12 protein-coding genes are annotated in these 17,670 nt (G+C 63.3%); 5 read left to right on the forward strand and 7 right to left on the reverse strand.

Annotation, left to right across the window (positions count from 1 at the left end; all coding sequences use genetic code 11):
• The 5 genes from P3T17_RS36555 to P3T17_RS36575 all read left to right on the forward strand — a co-directional run.
• Positions 1 to 1,212 (forward strand): SEL1-like repeat protein (locus P3T17_RS36555; protein ID WP_429411799.1); only part of this gene is annotated, 1,212 nt, incomplete at its 5' end.
• 34 nt (positions 1,213 to 1,246) lie between these two features.
• Positions 1,247 to 1,513 (forward strand): phospholipase, encoded by a 267-nt coding sequence (locus tag P3T17_RS36560; protein ID WP_429411801.1) that lies wholly within the window; start codon positions 1,247 to 1,249, stop codon positions 1,511 to 1,513.
• Positions 1,514 to 1,591: 78 nt separating this feature from the next.
• A complete protein-coding gene (locus tag P3T17_RS36565; protein WP_429411870.1) occupies positions 1,592 to 2,803 on the forward strand; it encodes an SEL1-like repeat protein in 1,212 nt (403 codons plus the stop codon).
• 354 nt (positions 2,804 to 3,157) lie between these two features.
• Positions 3,158 to 4,333: an SEL1-like repeat protein gene (locus P3T17_RS36570; RefSeq protein ID WP_429411872.1), complete on the forward strand. Its 1,176-nt coding sequence runs from the start codon at positions 3,158 to 3,160 to the stop codon at positions 4,331 to 4,333.
• The gene (locus tag P3T17_RS36575; protein ID WP_429411803.1) at positions 4,333 to 4,536 is read left to right on the forward strand and encodes a hypothetical protein; all 204 of its coding nucleotides are present in this window, start codon (positions 4,333 to 4,335) and stop codon (positions 4,534 to 4,536) included. Before P3T17_RS36570 ends, P3T17_RS36575 begins: the two co-directional genes overlap by 1 nt.
• Here the strand turns inward: P3T17_RS36575 and P3T17_RS36580 are convergent.
• The 7 genes from P3T17_RS36580 to bcsD form a co-directional block, all read right to left on the reverse strand.
• Complete coding sequence (locus P3T17_RS36580) at positions 4,533 to 9,347, reverse strand: cellulose synthase subunit BcsC-related outer membrane protein (protein WP_429411805.1); 4,815 nt, start codon at positions 9,345 to 9,347, stop codon at positions 4,533 to 4,535. The two genes, P3T17_RS36575 and P3T17_RS36580, sit on opposite strands and share 4 nt — an antisense overlap.
• Positions 9,338 to 10,468 carry a cellulose synthase complex periplasmic endoglucanase BcsZ gene (gene bcsZ / locus P3T17_RS36585; protein ID WP_429411874.1) on the reverse strand — a complete coding sequence of 377 codons (1,131 nt, stop codon included), beginning with the start codon at positions 10,466 to 10,468 and terminating at the stop codon, positions 9,338 to 9,340. Before bcsZ ends, P3T17_RS36580 begins: the two co-directional genes overlap by 10 nt.
• A gap of 58 nt (positions 10,469 to 10,526) precedes the next feature.
• On the reverse strand, positions 10,527 to 12,989 hold the full coding sequence (gene bcsB / locus P3T17_RS36590) for a cellulose biosynthesis cyclic di-GMP-binding regulatory protein BcsB (protein ID WP_429411807.1): 2,463 nt from the start codon (positions 12,987 to 12,989) through the stop codon (positions 10,527 to 10,529).
• A 57-nt stretch (positions 12,990 to 13,046) separates the two neighbouring features.
• The gene (bcsA, locus tag P3T17_RS36595) at positions 13,047 to 15,257 is read right to left on the reverse strand and encodes a UDP-forming cellulose synthase catalytic subunit (protein WP_074268170.1); all 2,211 of its coding nucleotides are present in this window, start codon (positions 15,255 to 15,257) and stop codon (positions 13,047 to 13,049) included.
• On the reverse strand, positions 15,254 to 16,042 hold the full coding sequence (bcsQ, locus tag P3T17_RS36600; protein ID WP_074268171.1) for a cellulose biosynthesis protein BcsQ: 789 nt from the start codon (positions 16,040 to 16,042) through the stop codon (positions 15,254 to 15,256). Before bcsQ ends, bcsA begins: the two co-directional genes overlap by 4 nt.
• Positions 16,039 to 17,016 (reverse strand): cellulose biosynthesis protein BcsP, encoded by a 978-nt coding sequence (gene bcsP, locus P3T17_RS36605; protein WP_429411809.1) that lies wholly within the window; start codon positions 17,014 to 17,016, stop codon positions 16,039 to 16,041. The genes bcsQ and bcsP overlap by 4 nt, the downstream gene beginning before the upstream one ends.
• A gap of 90 nt (positions 17,017 to 17,106) precedes the next feature.
• Positions 17,107 to 17,562 (reverse strand): cellulose biosynthesis protein BcsD, encoded by a 456-nt coding sequence (gene bcsD, locus P3T17_RS36610; protein ID WP_074268173.1) that lies wholly within the window; start codon positions 17,560 to 17,562, stop codon positions 17,107 to 17,109.
• Positions 17,563 to 17,670 lie beyond the last annotated feature (108 nt).

Raw genomic sequence — 17,670 nt, forward strand, 5'->3', positions numbered from 1 at the left:
GATAATCCGATGCCCACTCAAGCCGAATGGAGCGCCGTGCGCGCGAAACTGGCCTTTACCTGTGTCCACGAGGCGGACCACCTTCCGCCGCTCGACCCTCAGGCCGATATGCTGTTCAAATATGCCCTCTTCATCGAAAAGAAACCCGGCCCGAAGGACTTCAATGCTGCTGCCCGCTACTACCGGATAGCTGCCGCATATGGTCATTACAAGGCTAACCACAACCTCCAACTGCTAGTGTCCACCGGACAGGCCTCGTCGCCCCACGCGGCCACGGAAACGATTGACCTGGCTGAACAGTTGATCGCCGCGGGCATCCCCGGCGGCTACTACGACATGGGTCACTACCTCGAACTCGGCTATGGAGTGAAGCAGGACGAAAGGAAAGCGCGGATTTATTTCCGCAAGGCCGCTGACCTCGGTAGCCCCGAAGGGCAATATTATGTCGGCGACCTGCTTTCCCCAAAGGATCGCGCGCCGGACGTTTCGCGGCAGATGATGGAGTGCGCAACTGACCAGGGATACGGAAAGGCGGCCAGCTACCTCGCTATAGACCTGAAGACAGATAAGCAATACTCACAAGCTGTCCTGGCGTTTCAAAAGGGTGTGGCTGCAGGTGATGCGACATCTGCCTTCGCTTTGCAATATGGGCTCGATTCGGACCCGTCGGACAAACTCTATTACGTTGGACTATCCAAGGATTCTGAACGCACGCGTCGGTACGGCTTGATCTGGAATTTTCTTGATGCTCACCAAGGCCTGAATCCGAAGGTGCCGGACATCGACCGGATTGTGCCGCTGCCTCCCGCGAAGCTACCGGAGTGGGATGGTACGTTCCAGTGGCAGAAGGAGCAGGACGCCGCCCAGCCACCGCAGAAGCCTGCCGAGTCGCTGGTTACAAAGCTGGCCCGTGAGAAAAACCTCGACCCTGCGACGGGCCTGCCTCTCACGCCGGCTAAAAAGGACAACCGTTTGCCGCTTGGCGCCACGGCTCGCACCAACGAGTTCTGCCCGCAGGATGGCGTCTGGCGCGCGAAACAATGGGCGGGTCTCAGTCCGGACGCGACACGGCGTATCGGCAAGGGGGAAATCATGCCGCGCCTCACCATAACCCAGCCGCGTGCCATACCGGGACTCGACGCGTTGCTTGGGATGCGCCAGCACCATACCGATGTGACGTGGAGCCTGGTTGCCTACAGCGACGAGGCGTAGGACACCCGGTTCGACCAACGTCAACCGGTGCAGCATGGAGGTGGACAGCGAACCGAACATCTGTCATGAGCGCATGGACGTGACGCAGTCGCTACGCAGGCACCTGTGGGATATCCATATCCATATCCATATCCATATCAATAGCATTGAAGACGGCGCGTCGGACGACCCGAAGCTTGCGGCCGCAGCGTGGGAGTACATCATCAGTCGGAACGCAGGAAAGCAGAAAAACGGCGAGACGCCGTTTGCGTCGCTCGTCGGTTTCATGTGGACGGGCGCGAGCTGTTTGCGGTTGGACTGAACGATGAAGAAACGAAGCACATCAATTGCGATCTGCCTGGCGCTTGCGCTTAGCGCCTGTTCGAACAAGGATAATCCGATGTCCACCCAAGCCGAATGGAGCGCCGTGCGCGCAAAATTGGCCTTTACCTGCGCCCACGAGGCGGACCACCTGCCGCCGCTCGATCCGCAGGCCGACGCGCTGTTCAAATATGCCCTATTCCTCGAAAAGAAACTTGGCCCGAAAGACTACGATGCGGCCGCCCGCTATTACCGGATTGCCGCCGCGCATGGTCATTACAAGGCCAACCACAACCTGCAACTGCTGGTGTCCACCGGACAGGCATCGTCTCCCCACGCGGCCACGGAAACGATTGACCTGGCCGAACAGTTGATTGCTGCGGGCATCCCGGGCGGCTACTACGACATGGGCCACTACCTCGAACTCGGCTATGGAGTGAAGCAGGACGAGAGGAAGGCGAGGATCTATTTCCGCAAGGCCGCAGATCTCGGTAGCCCCGAAGGGCAATACTATGTCGGCGACCTGCTGTCCCCAAAGGATCGCGCGCCGGACATTTCGCGGCAGATGTTGGAGTGCGCAACTGACCAGGGATATGGCAAAGCTGCAAATTATCTTGGTATAGACTTCTCGACCAACAATCTGTATCCCGAAGCAGTCGTGGCATTTCAGAAGGGTGTGAAAGCTGGTGATACGCAATCCGCACTAGCCCTTCAAGAAGGGTTTAGTGGACCACCATCAAGTAATAAGCTTTTCTTTCTAGCACTTACTCAGGATCCAGAGCGCTCACGCCGCTATGAACTGATCGGCAGGTTTATCGACGACAACGACGGTCTCAATCCGAAGGTGCCGGACATCGACCGGATCGTGCCGCTGCCTCCCGCGAAGCTACCGGAGTGGGATGGTACGTTCCAATGGCAGAAGGAACAGGACGCCGCCCAACCACTGCAGAAGCCTGCCGATGCGCTGGTTACAAAGCTGGCGCGCGAGAAGAACCTTGACCCTGTAACGGGGCTCCCCCTTGCGCCCATCAGAAGTGCGGAGGCTGAGCGAGTGCCGCTCGGCACGCTTGTCAGTCCTGGCAATGTCTGTCCGCAGGACGGCGTCTGGTGTGTGCAGCCATTCGATATCCGTAACCCTGAGGCAACGCGTCGTTTCACCAAGGGCGAGACGATACCGACCCTAGGCCTGAACGATCCTCGCATCATTCCGGGACTGGACTGGTTGCTTGGCATGCGCACACACAAGACTAATATGGCGTGGACTCTGAAGGCTTACGTCGACCAAGCGTAGAGCGCACGGCTCGGCCAATGTCAACCGGCGCAGCATGGAGGTGGATAGCGAACTGGACATCTACCACGAACGGATGGATGTGACGCAGCCATTGCGCAGGCACCTGTGGAATATCCATACAAACGGGCAGGGGGTACAGGATGCCCTTCAAATCGCGAGCAAGTATTGGGAACTGATAATTTCTCGAAATGCCAGCAATCGGAAAAACGGACTAGCTCCCATCGCATCACTCATTGGATCCATGTGACTGGCAAAAGCCGTTTGCGGCTGGACTGAACGATGAAGAGACGAAGTAAATTAATTGCGATCTGCCTGACGCTTATGCTCAGCGCCTGTTCGAACAAGGATAATCCGATGCCCACTCAAGCCGAATGGAGCGCCGTGCGCGCGAAACTGGCCTTTACCTGCGTCCACGAGGCGGACCACCTGCCGCCGCTCGATCCGCATGCCGATACGCTGTTCAAATATGCCCTGTTCCTCGAAAAGAAACCCGGCCCGAAGGACTTCAATGCTGCTGCCCGCTACTACCGGATCGCCGCCGCGTACGGTCATTACAAGGCCAACCACAACCTGCAATTGCTGGTCTCCACCGGACAGGCATCGTCTCCCCATGCGGCCACGGAAACGATTGACCTGGCCGAACAGTTGATTGCTGCGGGCATCCCTGGCGGCTACTACGACATGGGCCACTACCTCGAACTCGGTTATGGCGTGAAGCAGGACGAGAGGAAAGCGCGGATTTATTTTCGCAAGGCCGCAGATATGGGAAGTCCGGAAGCCCAGGCCTACGTCGGAAAGCTGCTGGAGCCTAAGGATCGGGCTCCGGAAGTCGCTCGTCAGATGCGACAGTGCGCGACTGATCAAGGTAATCGCGATGCAGCCAATGAGTTGGGCATTGATCTGAAGACGGACAAGCTCTATGCCGACGCTCTTGGTGTTTTTCAAACAGGTGTGGCATCCGGGGACCCGACATCCGCGTGGTTCTTGCGATTCGGTTTCGATACGAATCCATCGGACGAGATGTCTTACATCGGACAGCCTAAGGATCATGAACGATCACGCCGATACGGTTTGATCTGGAAATTTCTGAATGACCGCGACGGTCTCAATCCCAAGGTGCCGGACATCGACCAGATCGTGCCGCTGCCTCCCGCGCAGCTACCGGAGTGGGATGGCACGTTCCAGTGGCAGAAGGAGCAGGACGCCGCGAACCCACTGCAGAGACCCGAGGAGAAGCTTGTTGAACGTCTTGCGCGTGAGAAGAACCTTGACTCCGCGACGGGGCTTCCTCTAGCTCCCGCCAAAAGCGCGAAGGATGGGCGGGTGCCTTTGGGTACTGTCGCGCATACGGGTGAAGTCTGCCCACGGAGTGGTGTGTGGTGCGGCAAGCATTGGGCTTCGGTCCGCTACGGCGCGACACGGAGCCTTCTGCCGCCTGAGAGGAATCCTGAGAACCGGGGCGACAGCCCTGTTTTTCTTTTCTCCCGTACTACTGGGGGTGACGGTGTTGCTCAAGGAGGAATTGTTTGATGAGCAAGCATACCGACCAGGTGAAAGAAGTCACGCACTCTCCGCTAACCGTAGCTGGCGCAACGTTTCCGGCCGGCATTCCCGCTTGGTATGAGCAGACGGGTGGCGTGTCCGACCGGCATCTGCTATCCGGCCGGCACATGCGAAGTACGTCACGGAAAATCCATATCCGCCCCGTCACCCCTCGCTACTTCATCTGCTAGTTAGACAACGAAACATAAGGCGAAGTCAAAGGCGTCGGCGGGAACGGCTGCAAACCATTCTGCTTCGTGAAGCTATATCGCACATACACGGCGGCCAGCCATTCGCGATATTGATAAGCATTGCCGAGCGAAGCAGTCGCGCCCACCGCCAGTTGCGGCCCAAGCTGATACTCGCCGACTGCGCTAAATGAGTACGCGACTCCCGTCTTGCTCTGACCGGGGTAGATCGCGCCGCTGTCGAGCGTGGTCGTGGTGACGCTGTCCATGTTCGTGGCGGCATCGCTCTGCAATGTCGAGTCCGTCGGGAAATACGGCGAAGAATTGAGGCGATAGTGCTGTACGCCGATCGATCCCTTGAGGTCGTAAGTGAATTGACCGTTGCGACCCATGTACTCGATAGGCAGGTTCAGGATGACGTACTGCTGCGGACTAAAGTAGCCACCTTGGCCATACGTGAAGTAGGACAGATTCTTGTCGTAGTGCATGAGCGTCGTGTTGACGCCGACAGTGAAGGTTTGATCGGCGTCTTTATAGACGCGCGTATAAACCCCGCCGCCGCCTTTAACCGCAATGTTATCTTCCACGTTGCGGCCGGTGTAATACTGGCCCGAGCCGTTCACGTACAGACCGCTCGTGCCGTCGTCCCAGGCGATGCTGGCGAGACCACCGTTCGACGTTACGCCACCCCACTCGAGGTTTTGCCCCGAGTCCTTCGCACCTGCGTACGAGAGCAAGCTGTCCGTGACTGCGCGCCTGGCGACGGCAAGTGTGTACGACACCTTGTCGGTCACGCTGCCGTCGTACTCGGCGCCACCGACGATGTTCTCAATCGGAAAGCCGATCGGTGTCGTGCCGACGTCGGCCTTGAAATTCCTGGCTTCATAGCCAATTGATAAACCCACGCCGCTTGCGTTTTGCGAACCGAACTGATTGGTTGCATCGACCACTTCGGTCGAGCTTGTCGTTTTGCCAGGCAGATAAGGCGCGAGCCCCGAGCCAAACCGTGCGATCGTCGAGAGCTGGTTGCTCGCAGTGCCCGCATCGAGGGTTACCGGCGTGGCTGTCACAACGATGTGGCCGTTGCCGGCCTGGATGCGTCCCTGGATCGGCGCTTCGATATCGGTCAACTGGGACAGACCGTCTTCGCCTGAGCGGTTGCGAAATACGACGCCGCCGGAAACCGTACTCGTCTGCTCTCGATTGACCTGCGCCAGTTCCTCGGCAACACCAAGCGTTTGCGAATTGGCAGCATTGACCGGCGACGGCGCATAGCTGCCGCCGCTAGCCGGCGCAGCTTGCGCAGCGGGAGCCTGCGGATAATACGGCTGTGCATAACCCGCCGGCGGTTGCGGAATGTACGGCTGCTGCTGCGCGTAGGCTCCCTGATTCGCATAGGGCTGCTGAGGATACGCCGGTTGCCCATACCCCTGCTGCGGATACGGCTGCGGCGCATACCCTTGCTGTTGTTGCGGGTAAGGCTGCGTATATCCCTGCTGTTGCGGATACGGTTGCTGACCGTAATACGGCTGCTGCCCATAACCCTGTTGCTGACCATACGGCGCTTGCGCGTACGCCTGTCCCGCGCCGTTCGCCTTGCGCGTGGTGGCCTGATTGCGGGCCGTCTTCTGCTTCTTGCTAGACTTGCTCTGATTCGCAGGAAGCGGCGCATAGCCGCCCTGAGTCTGCTGTGCCGCTGCATTGGCTTGCGCCTCGCGTGCCGCAGGCGACATCGGCCACGGCGTCGACACGTAGGGCGCAGGCGCCCCATACGGCGTCGCCGCTTGCGCAGGATAAGGCGCGTTATACGGCAGCGGCGCCTGTTGCATCGGCGCCTGTCCCTGTCCCGGATACGGTTGCAAGGGCACGGCGCCGGGTGCGCCCGCCTGGGACGAACCGGAGTCGTCGGGACCGTAGCCGCCCGCTGCGTTACTCGAACTCGGCGCACTGGACGGCGCGCCATAAGGCGTCGTGTACGGGACCACAGGCGCGACAGGCGCCGTGGGCGCCACATAGGGCGCTACGTACGGTGCGGGCTGTGAAGGCGGCGGATAGGTCGGCACGGTCTGCGTCTGATAGGAAGACTGCGAATACGGGGACGCGCTGGGCGCGGCATACGCCGGTGCCCGTGCGCCGACGTTGAAGCCAGCGCCTGCGCTGGATGTACCACTCGAGCCGGCGGCATCGGCCGGCACATCGACGGCGGTTTTTCCTTCGAACGGATTGGTGCCGGGCAGCGGCGTCGCGCCGATCCGGCGCATGGCCACTTCCCAGCCGCGTGGCACATTGCTCGCCGAGCCGGCGCGCGGCGCGGCCAAACCCACGGGTGTGTTGGCCGCGACCAGCGAGCGTTGCAGATACGTGGCCGCAAGCGTCAGCTTGCCCTCGGCGCGATACATGCGGCCAACGGCTGCCAGCACGCCGGGGTCGTCCGGCGCAGCATTCAGTGCCTGGGTGGCAAGCGCCTCTGCATAACGGAAATCCTTCGCGCCTGTAGCGGCAGGGATGGCCGCCAGCATCAGGCTCAGATCATCGGGGCGGCGCGTAAGTGCTACGCGGTAACTGGCGAGCGCATTGCGGTCATCGCCCGCCGACCCATAAAGGCGTCCAAGCGCAGCCTGCAGATCCGGATTGTCAGGCATCGCCGCGAGCCACGGCGCGATCACGTCGTAAGCGCTTGCGAGGTCGCCACGCTGCCGCACGGCATCGCATTGCCGTACGACGATCGTCAGATTCAGGTTGCCGAAATCGGTGCGTTGTTGCGGCGTCAACTGCATCCCGGCGAGCTGGCGCATCACCGTGCCCAGTTCGGCATCCTGATGAGTCGCGAGCAGGATGCCGGCGTATTGCAACAGCAGATCCGTATTGCCGGGCGCGGCGCTCATGGCGTTGCGTACGAGCCACAGTGCGCGGTTCGAATCGCCTGCCTGCTGATAGGCCGACGCCACCACGCCGATCAGTTCCGGATTGCCGGCTGCCACGGGTTCCGCGGCGGCGAGTGTCGCGAAGGCCTGCTGGGTCTGGCCGTGCTTCGCCATCTGGATCGCGAGGCTCGCCTGTTGATGTACCCACAGGCGGTGCTGCAACGTCGTCATGGCGTCGGTGCGCTGGGCCGGCGGAATCCGGTCCAGTTGCGAGAGGCCGGTTGACCAGTCCTCGGTTTCCGCCGACAGCAACGCACTCGCATAGAGCGCATCGGTCATGTCGGGATGGGCTGCCAGAAGTCCGTCCATCATGCTGCGCGCGTTGCCGATCGCGCCCTGGCGCACGTAAATGCGCGCGAGGTCGAGGCGCATCCACGGATCGTCAGGATTGCTGAGCAGCGCGTCTTCGAACAGACTGCGTGCCGCACCCAGATCGCCGCGCGCCTCGGCGGCACGCGCCTGGGCGGCCTGCGCTTCGCCGCGCAGCCGATCGATACCGCCTGCTTTCGACTGCTGTTCGGCATTGAGCTGATTGGCAAACTGCAGCGCTTCGTCGCCGCGTCCCTGCGCAGCAAGTGCGCCGACCAGGCCGCGAATCGCGTCGGGGTTGTCCGCCTGGCGGCGCAACGCCATCCGGTATGCCTGTTCCGCACCGGCCGGATCGCCGTTGTTCAGCAGCATTTCGCCCAGCAGCACCTGCGCGGTGACATCGGACGGGTTGATCGCAATGGCGCGCTCGAATAGCGACTTGGCCTTGGCGAATTCCCCGTTGCTGCGTGCGCCGATCGCGTCGCTGGTATAGGTCCAGTAGGTCGCGCTCAGCAACGCGTCTTTCCAGCGTGCCGGATTGCCGCTGCGCGAGGCCCGCTCCAGGTCGTCGCGCGCCTCGGAGAAGTGTTCCTGCTTGAGTGCGGCGATACCCATGCCGCCGAGCGCGTCGCTATCGTTCGGACTACTCGCTAGCACTGAAGAGAATTTGGCGCGCGCCGTGGCAAGGTCGCTGCGGTCGAGCGCAGCGAAGCCTTCGGCGATCGTGCGGCCGCGTGCATCGACGGCAGCGTTCTGCTGGGCGCGTTCGCGCGCAGCGCTGTCCTGTTGCACCATCGAATCGAAGCGCGCCTTGACCGCGGCATCATCGGGTGTAAGTTGCAGGTAGCTCTGATAGAGCGGGGCGTCGGGGGCGCGTGCATCGAGCCATAGCAACGCTTGTCGCCAGCTCTTGCGTGCGGCTGGGCCCACCGTGTTGTCACCGGAGAGCTTCTCGAGCTGGCCGATACCTTCCCGACGCGTGACGTCGCGATACGTCAGATGCTGAGCGTATGCGAGCGCGTAGCGCGGATCGTCCGGATTCTGTTGTGCGAGCTGCTGCAGTCCGCGGCGTGCCTGGTCCCAGCCTTGCGGCGTGGCTGCGAGTGCCTGGTAATACTCGAGCTGCAGCTCGGGCGTAGCGGGTTTGCCTTGCAGCGCGCGCTGATATTCCTGCACGGCGCTTGCCGCCTGGCCGCTTTGCTGCAGGCGCCGGGCGTCGTTGACGGTCTGGTCGCGCACGCTGCTTTCGCCAAGGCGCCGGCCGAGATCGTCGATGGTCGGATAGTTCGGCGCGACTGCCCGCAGGCGCGCCAGATATTGCTGCGCGCCGCTGCCGTCCTTGCGGTCGGCGAGCACCATGCCCATGCCGAACAGGGCGTCGGGCTGCTTGGGATCGATGCGCAGCACTTTCTGCCACGCCTGCTCGGCGAGGTCGCCGCGGTGGTGCGCTTGCCAGTACTTGCCCTGATCGATCAGCACGTTGAGCGGATCAGACGAAGCCTGGGCAAAAGCGGTGGTGGGCAGCGTCGCCGCAGCGACGCTAGCGAGGCTCAGCGCCAGCGCGAGGGCGCTCAATCGCATGCGTTTCTCCAACTCGGCACGAGGCGGCCGGCATCGTCGAAGCGATAGCGGCCGTCGATGAATCCGGTGCCGAACAAGCCCAGCACACGATCGTAATAGACTGGTTCGTGACCTGCGACGGGGTTGTCGAGCGCCGCCAGGTGGGTGCGTGCGAGTCCGAGGCCGCGCTCGTCGCCGAGCGCCTTGAAGTAAGGCGCAAGTGCGCCCCAATAGCTGAGCGGTCCTTCGCCGCTGACGCTGCCGGTGGTCGCCGCGACCTTCTCGGGCGGGAAGCCCGCCTGGGCGACCTGATTGCGCATGCCGCCGAGGGCGGCGAGCCAGGGCTTGGCGAGCGGATCGGCAGAAGCCGTCATGCCGGCCCAGAGATACACGCGGATCGCGTCGTAGCTGCCGGTGTCGCCGTTCTTCGGATCGACCACGAACTGGCCGGCGCGCCATGCAGCCCAGTCGGGCACGAAACCTTGCGGCGACGTTGTTTTGACGAGCTGGTACGCGTTATCGGCGAGTTTGTTCCACGGGCCGCCCGGCTGCGCCTTGGCGAGCGCACGCAGCACCGGCAACGGCAGGTAGCTGGGATTCAGGCGCGTCACGCCGCCGGCCTGAAAGCCCTGCGGGCCGGGCAGCAGCATGGGACCGAGGCCGGGCAGGCTGGTCACCTCCTTGCTCACGATCTGCGCGGCGAGTGCTTCGCCGAGTTTCGTATAGCCCGTGTCGCGCCACAAACGGCCCGCTTGCAACAGATCGTAGGCGATCCACAGATCGGAGTCCGAAGCAGAATTCGGATCGAGCACGCCGAACGAGCCATCCGGCTTCCTGCCCCATTGCCATGCAGGCAGACGCAGGTTCTGCGCGTCGAACTGGTTGCCGGCGAGGTTGGTGCGAGTCCAGTCGAGCAGCCGGTCGAAAGTGGCGCGATCGTTCGCGACCAGCGCGAAGAACATGCCGTACGACTGGCCTTCGGAGGTGGTTTGCTGGGTCGGCGTCGAATAGTCGATCACGCGCCCGTCGGCCTGCACGAAGTGTTCGACGAAGGTGCGATACGCTGGCCAGTCGCACTGCGCGGAAGTCGAAGCCGGGGCCGTAGCCGCGGCGGCCGCAGCCGGGATGGCCGCTGACGTCATGGACGCAACGAGACCGAATGCAAGTGCCACGGGCGCCGTGTTGAGTTTGACCGCCATATCAATCCTTCAGGCGGCGCGCGGCGATCGAGCGCAGCGCACGGTAGAACAGCGCGGCGATGATCAGCGCGGCGAGGACGCCGCCGAGCAGCAGCAGGAGCGGGTGCGACGACAGCGCCCAGCGCATATATTCCTGCGGCGACAGATGGCCGATGTAGTAAGCCACGCCGTTCGACGTGATCGTGACGCTGCGGCCGTGGATCACGGCCATCGCGCCCTGGATCTGCGGCAACACGTCGGCGTCGAGCAGGGCCGAGCTCAGGTCCGCATCCGACTGGCCCGCGGCGCTGACAAACGCGACGGCGCTACGACCCTTCTGCAACGGCGATTCGAAGCCGGTCAGCAGGGCCGCGCCGTTCGAGCTGACGAGCGACAGGTCCGCACGCGCCGGCGCGCGTTCCACGCCGCGTTCGCCATGCCACCAGTCTTCCAGCTTGAAGACGATGTCGGAGAGCTCGAACGTGCGCGAGTCGCCATCGCTCGAGAACGGCATCGATTTGGCCCAGCGCTGCAACAGCGGCTGACGGTCCGGAGAGCCGAAAATCAGCAGGTCCTTGTTGGCGTTCTGGTCAACCTGGTCGGCGCTCGTGACGGTCACGCCCGTAGAGGGGTAGCCGGTCGAGGCACCCATGCGGCCCATCTCGAGCAGGTACAGGCTGTAGTCGCTCGAGTCGGCATCGTTTGGCAAGACCACGGCGGTTTCAGAGAGGTCGGCCATCCGCGTGAACGGGAAGCCGCTGTTGGCGAACGCGGCCAGATCGGGCAACGCCATGTAATGCGGGAACGACGACAGGTCGATGCTCGAGTTCGGATCGATCGAGCCCACCACGTTGTCGAGCAAGCGGCCGTGACATTCGCCGGTGTTCGGAATGTCGTAGTAGAAATGCAGCCGCAACTGTGCCCGCGGCGTCAGCAGCAGGGGCGGAATATGGACAGTGCGCCGCGCGTCAGCGGTGTTATCCGGCAGGATGTTGTTGAAATAGTGGCCGAGCTCGAACACCGAGGCGGGCCGCGCCGGAATCGGCAGCGCCTGGACGAAGCCGTCGTTGATGCTGATGTTCAGCGAAGAGCGGTCCGGCGTCGGCCGCACGGTATAGCGGTAGCGCAAGTCGATCGGCGCGCCCTTGGTGTGCCACATGAACAGATCGGGCGGCACGCGCAGGTTGACGCGCACGGCGTCGGCATCGTAGCCGGAGACGGTCAGATCGCGGGCATCGGCCAGTTCGCCAAAACGCACCGGCCGGTTGGTGGGCAGCCAGTTCGGCGCGTCGTACGGAGCGCGTGGGGCGAGTTCGTTCAGTTGTGTGATCGTCGCGCTTTCGCCCGAGAGCACGCTCTGGCCCACACCGAGTGCTTTCGCGGCGGTTTTCAGTTCGGCTTCGTTACGCCCGAGCACCAGCAGCAGTTTGCCGCGCGCTGGAGCTTCGCGGTCCACCACCGCAATGGTCGGTCCGGAGATCGCGGGAATCGTCACGCCGGCGGGCCGTTGGTCGGCAGTGGCGAATATCACGGCATTGCCCGACAGCGGCACTTCGTCGACCTGGGCAGGGAACAGCGCGCCGCGATAGCCAGCCAGCGCACCGAACCACGACGCCACGATACCCGCCGCTTCCAGCGTTTCGTCGCCAGGCTTGGCCGGGAACACGAACGGCAGCTCGAGGCGCCGCACATCGCGGCGATCGAAGAACGGCTGCGGCAGCGCTGCGAGATCGGGCTTGCTGGTGAGCGACGCGTAGGTCAGATCGAGCGAGCTCGCATTGCTGACGGTGGCCCACAGCGACGAGTTCGCCGGGTCCTCGCACCGTTCGGTGTAGTGGCCGATCAACTGCACGTTGAGGTGGTTGAACTCGGTGATGAAGCGCGGATCGATCGACACGTCGCGCGCCACCAGCAGGCCGGCCTGCTCGTGCGGCACCGGCAGCGTTGCCGCGACTTCGCCGTTGATCAGCACCTTCAGTTGCGAGATGCTCGGCAGCAGAGCCGGCGAGTAGCTGTAGATCAGATGCAGGATCGCGCCGGTCACTACTTCGTCGTTACGCACCGAGAAGGCGATACCGTTCTGGCCTTCGGTGCCGCGCAACTGCAGCGGATCGAGCGCGCCGAAGTCGGCAAAGGTGAGCGTCTGGCGACGTCCGCCCGATACCAGCGTGCCGGGTTCCGCGGTGGTCGGCGTCTTGATGCCGAGCGCTTTCACCGAGGACGCCGCGAGCGCCGGAGTCGGCGTTGCCAGTGCGGGCTGGGTGATCGCATTCGGATCGAGTGGTATTGCGGCGCTTGGCGCGGGCACGTTCCCCACGCCAGTGGCGTCGGGCGTGCCGGGCGGCGCGGCGGCGCCATGCGGCGCACCGGCGACGAGCTCCGCAGCCGACGCCAACGGCACCGCGAACGCGGTCTGAAAAGCCAGCCATAAGGCAAGTCCGCGAACGAGGCGGCTAGAGCGCAAGCGCAATGCCCATCCTGTCATGCCGTGCTCGCCTTGCAAGTGTTGTTGGTATGTCCGCGCAATCCCATGGCCCATAAGTCAGTCTTTTTTCGTTTCCAGCTTTTTGACATCGATAGGGCGGCTACGCATCGAGCCGCGCAGATCTTCATAGAGGTGTTCGAACAGGCCGGCGATGCCGCGTACGCCGACCAGCAGGACGTGCGAGAGTCCGCGCAACGGGGTGTCCGTTGGGCGGCCTTCGGCCCAGCCCATCCAGGCATCGGCGCGCGCGAACGTCGACTTCACGAACTCGTATTCCTGCTCGCGCGACATGGCATCGAAGCGCAAGCCGACCCGGCCGGGTGCCGTGAAGCCGACCGTGGCCGGGAACGCGTATTCCTCATCGCCGCGGAACAGCGACACGGTGACGCGTTCGTGCATCGGCACCTGGATGCCGTTCGGCAACTCGACGCCGACGCCGCCTTCGGAGTAGTCGATGGTCTGGCAAGCCAGCGTGCGGCCGGTCGAAAACTTCAGCATCACCGGCATCTTCATGGCCACGCGGTGCACGGCGCGAATCTGCCGGCGCTCGCTTGCCGCGGCCACGCTCGCGCCGAGGATCAGCATGTTATAGCCGGTCCACCCCAGATTGAGCACGGTGGTTTTGACTTCGCTGGACACGTCCCACCGCAGGTAGATGTGCACGAGTCCGACGATAAAGCCGAGCAGGTTCAGCAGCAGCAGGAACAGGTAGGGACGCGAGATCGCCCAGTCGAAATAGTTCTTTTCGATCTGGCCGCCCTTGGCCGTCACGTTGAATTTGCCGAGCTTCGGGTTGATCAGCGCGAGCAGCGTCGGCGCGGTGATGTACGAGGCCAGCACCGATTCATAGACTTCCGCCCAGAACGAATGGCGGAACAGACGCTGCATGCGCGAGTTGGTGATGCTCGCATGCATCATGTGCGGCAGCGCGTAGATCGCGATCGTGCCGGCCGCGGCTTCGATCACGTGGGCGCCGAAAAACAGGAACGACAGCGGTGCAGTCAGGAACACGAGGCGCGGCACACCGTAGAAGAAGTGCATCATCGCGTTCAGGTAGCACAGCCGCTGGCCGATTTTCAGGCCTTTGCCGGTCAACGGATTGTCGATCCGGAAGATCTGCGTCATGCCGCGCGCCCAGCGGATCCGCTGGCCGATGTGGCCCGAGAGACTTTCGGTGGCGAGCCCCGCCGCCTGGGCAATCGCCAGATACGCGGTGGTGTAGCCGAGGCGGTGCAACTTCAACGCAGTGTGCGCATCTTCCGTAACGGTCTCGACTGCGATGCCGCCGATCTCTTCCACCATCGAGCGGCGCAGCAACGCACACGAACCGCAGAAGAAGGTCGCGTTCCACAGGTCGTTGCCGTCCTGCACGAGGCCGTAGAACAGTTCGCCTTCGTTCGGCACCTTGCGGAAGGTGCCGAGGTTGCGCTCGAACGGGTCGGCCGAGAAGAAATGGTGCGGCGTCTGCAGCATCGACAGCAGCTTGTCGCGCAGGAACCAGCCGAGGCCGATCTGCAGGAACGAGCGGGTGGGGATGTGATCGCAGTCGAAGATCGCGAGGTACTCGCCGCTGGTGATCTTCAGTGCTTCGTTGATGTTGCCCGCCTTCGCGTGGCGGTTGTGCGTGCGGATCGTCCAGTGCACGCCGACTTCCTCGCAGAACGCCTTGAACTCCGGACGGCGGCCGTCGTCGAGTACGTGGATGGACAGCTTGTCGGCCGGGTAGTCGAGTGCGAGCGCTGCGTAGATGGTCGGTTTGACGACCGAGAGCGGCTCGTTGTACGTGGGGATGAACACGTCGACGGTCGGCCATGCGTTGCGGTCGGCCGGCAAGGGCATCGGCTCGCGCTTGAGCGGCCAGGCGGTCTGGAAGTAGCCGAGCATCATCACGATGGTCGAATAGACCTCGGCCGATACCAGCAGCAGACCCCAGACGGCGTCGAGCGGATGCTCCCAGTAGGTGGTGGCCGTCAGCCGCCAGAACATATAGCGGCCCGACGCGACCACCGACAGCATGATCATGACGAGCGTCGCATAGCGTCCCTGCAGGCGGCGAAACAGCAGCGCGCAGATAAAGCAGCAGGTCGCGAAGGTCAGTTGCTCGTAGAACGCCAGCGGCACGGTGAACACGAAGTACAGGATCACCAGCGCAAACAGCGTCAGGCAGACGGAGACGACCGTGCTGCCCCACAGGCGCGCGTCGACGATGCGCTCGAGCCGCGAAGGTGGCGCGGCGGTATCGATGCCCTCTGATTGCGGTGTGCTCATGCAACACTCCTCGGCGAAACAGCGATCGCGTCGATTCGCGACATCAGCCACTGGCCGCAGGAGCGAAAATCGACGGCTGCCTGGCTGAGCGGATCGTAGTGAATCAGCGTGGTGTCGCAGGCAAGCGACTCGCTGACGCCTTCGTCCTGATGGATGACTCCAGGGAAGAGCTTGTCGCCGAGCAGATGGCGCAGCACCTTGAGGACGTCTTTGGTCAACTGGCGCGACTGGTCGACCTGGTTGATCACGTAGCCGACCCCTCCGAACTCCGGACGCGGCGAGGCGTAGGTTTCGATCATCCGCTCCATCTGCGGAATCGCTGCGTAGGAGGCGGCGTCCGCCAGCACCACGTTCAGCGCGAAGGTCGCCGCGCACAGGGCTGTGCGCGTATACACCGACGAGCCTGGCGGTGTGTCGATGACCACGATGTCGGAGGCTTCGAGCCGTAGCGTGGCGAGCGCATGCGCGAGCCACAGCGGATCGTGATCGATGTGCGCTTCGAAGCGGCGGCGGTCGTCTTCGAGAACGGCGCCGTAGGGCAGCACCGTGACGCCATCGACGCCGTCGAACATGACGCTCTGCCACGCGTCGCCGCTCAGGGTGGCGCGCGAGAGGCCGTCGATGCTGTCGAGCGGTACGCCGAAATGCAGGCGCAGCGCGTTTTGCGGGTCGAGGTCGAGCGCGATCACACGCCGGCCGCTGGTGGCGAGAACGGAAGCCAGGTTGGCAGCAAGGGTGGTCTTGCCGACCCCACCCTTCGCCGATACGACCGCAATGACTTTCATGAGCGACGTGGGCCGTTGGTCAGCCACGAGTGGGGAGCAGGCGTTGCCGCGGCGGGTGCCTCACCGCGCAAACGATCGAATACTGAAGCGAGCGGTGCCGCTGTGTTTTGAGGCGCGGGTGTTGCGGTGGCTGAAGCCGGGTTGTGCGCGGCTGGCTTGAACAGCTTGCCGAGGATCGACCCAGGCTGTGCTGTGGCGACTGCCGGGGCGGGTGTGGGTGCGGGTGCCGCTACAGCTGCGCGCGGCGTCCCGGCGGTAAAGCTGGACGAGGTGGTCGGGACGCGCGAGACACCGGCCCCCGCGAACTTCGCAGAAAACAGCGGCGCGGCGGGTGGTGCGAACGCGCGCAGAGCGGGCGCAGCCGCCGGTTGCGAGGGAACAGCATGCGCAGTGGCCGGAGCCACTACCGGCGGCACGTTGCCCATATGAGCGATAGAAGCAAAACCGGGAGCTGTCGATGCCACGACCGGCGGGATGGGTGGGACCGTCGGAATCGACGCAGCCGGTGCAATGGCCGCGGCCGCTGCCGCTGCTACCGGCGCGGCGGTCTGGCTTGCGGCAACCTGCGGATCGGCAACCTGCGGCAACGCCGAAAAGCGTTCTGCACCGCGCGGTCCGTCCGCTTTCACAACATTGGCAACCGGCGGAATGTTGCGACGATGCGGCCGCGCAAACAACGGCGCCTTGCTGCGCATCAGTGCCGGCCCGGTCAGCGGCGTGTCGGCGGAGACGGACGCCTCGGGCTTGTCGTCTGCAGCGGCCTGCGCCTGCGCGGCGTCGTCGGCCTGTTTCGAAGCGGCATCGCGCCGTTGCACGATCGCCGGAATCGACGGTTGCGTCAGATCCAGCGTGACGAGCAGCGGCCAGCGCGTGCGCGCCGTGCTGGCCTCGTTCTCGCGACCGATCTCCTGATAGTCGCTGGCATTCCCGCCGAAATGCCCGAAGAGGGTTTCGATATCGCTCGAAGGACTCATGTCGCCGCCATGTTGTTCATGTCTGTCTTGTCTTGCGTTGCCCGTTTCTACGGCCGTCACAGCCAGTAGAAGTCCATCCCCTGACTGGGCTCATGCCGGCTGGCGGCCAAGCCTGAATTCGATCGTTGCGTGCTCATCGAACTCGCTCGCTTGCGCGACCGACAGACCCTCTGCACCGAGTGCGCTGAGCCAGGTCTGATAGACGCCTTCGAGAAAGGCGGGCGTCCAGCTGAGCGCGGCGGAGCCGAAAGCATGCAACGGCGCGCACGAGTGAGCGATGCGCAGGTAATCCGGTTCGTCGGAAAGATCCACGTAACCCCAATCCGCTTCCTGCCAGCGCGCGTTGAATGCCTCGGCGAGATCGGCAGTCGAGCCGCAGGGCGGCAAGGGATGCGCCGCTGCAAAACGGCAACCGACGCGATACATCAACTGACGCAGTTCGCCTTGCCCGATCTGCGCTTCGAACTCTTCTGCCAATGCAGTGAGCAAGCCGCGCCATTGAGGGGAGATCTGGCGGTCGAGCAGGTAGTCGAGAATAGGGACCATGTTTTCCGAAAAGGATGACCGTCTGCTGTTTATCCGTCGTTAAAACGGGTGTCTGAAGCCGGACATCTGAAAGTGATTTTTGGTAAGGCGTGCGTGGCACGTGCCGAC

The organism is Paraburkholderia sp. GAS82, assembly GCF_050436285.1.
Classification (GTDB): Bacteria; Pseudomonadota; Gammaproteobacteria; order Burkholderiales; family Burkholderiaceae; genus Paraburkholderia; species Paraburkholderia phenazinium_B.

Coding starts and splice junctions, on each gene's coding strand:
- bcsP (WP_429411809.1), bottom strand. CDS start 17,016: ATGAGTCCTTCGAGCGATATCGAAACCCTCTTCGGGCATTTCGGCGGG.
- P3T17_RS36565 (WP_429411870.1), top strand. CDS start 1,592: ATGTCCACCCAAGCCGAATGGAGCGCCGTGCGCGCAAAATTGGCCTTT.
- bcsQ (WP_074268171.1), bottom strand. CDS start 16,042: ATGAAAGTCATTGCGGTCGTATCGGCGAAGGGTGGGGTCGGCAAGACC.
- P3T17_RS36570 (WP_429411872.1), top strand. CDS start 3,158: ATGCCCACTCAAGCCGAATGGAGCGCCGTGCGCGCGAAACTGGCCTTT.
- P3T17_RS36575 (WP_429411803.1), top strand. CDS start 4,333: ATGAGCAAGCATACCGACCAGGTGAAAGAAGTCACGCACTCTCCGCTA.
- bcsD (WP_074268173.1), bottom strand. CDS start 17,562: ATGGTCCCTATTCTCGACTACCTGCTCGACCGCCAGATCTCCCCTCAA.
- bcsB (WP_429411807.1), bottom strand. CDS start 12,989: ATGACAGGATGGGCATTGCGCTTGCGCTCTAGCCGCCTCGTTCGCGGA.
- P3T17_RS36580 (WP_429411805.1), bottom strand. CDS start 9,347: ATGCGATTGAGCGCCCTCGCGCTGGCGCTGAGCCTCGCTAGCGTCGCT.
- bcsA (WP_074268170.1), bottom strand. CDS start 15,257: ATGAGCACACCGCAATCAGAGGGCATCGATACCGCCGCGCCACCTTCG.
- P3T17_RS36560 (WP_429411801.1), top strand. CDS start 1,247: ATGGAGGTGGACAGCGAACCGAACATCTGTCATGAGCGCATGGACGTG.
- bcsZ (WP_429411874.1), bottom strand. CDS start 10,468: ATGACGTCAGCGGCCATCCCGGCTGCGGCCGCCGCGGCTACGGCCCCG.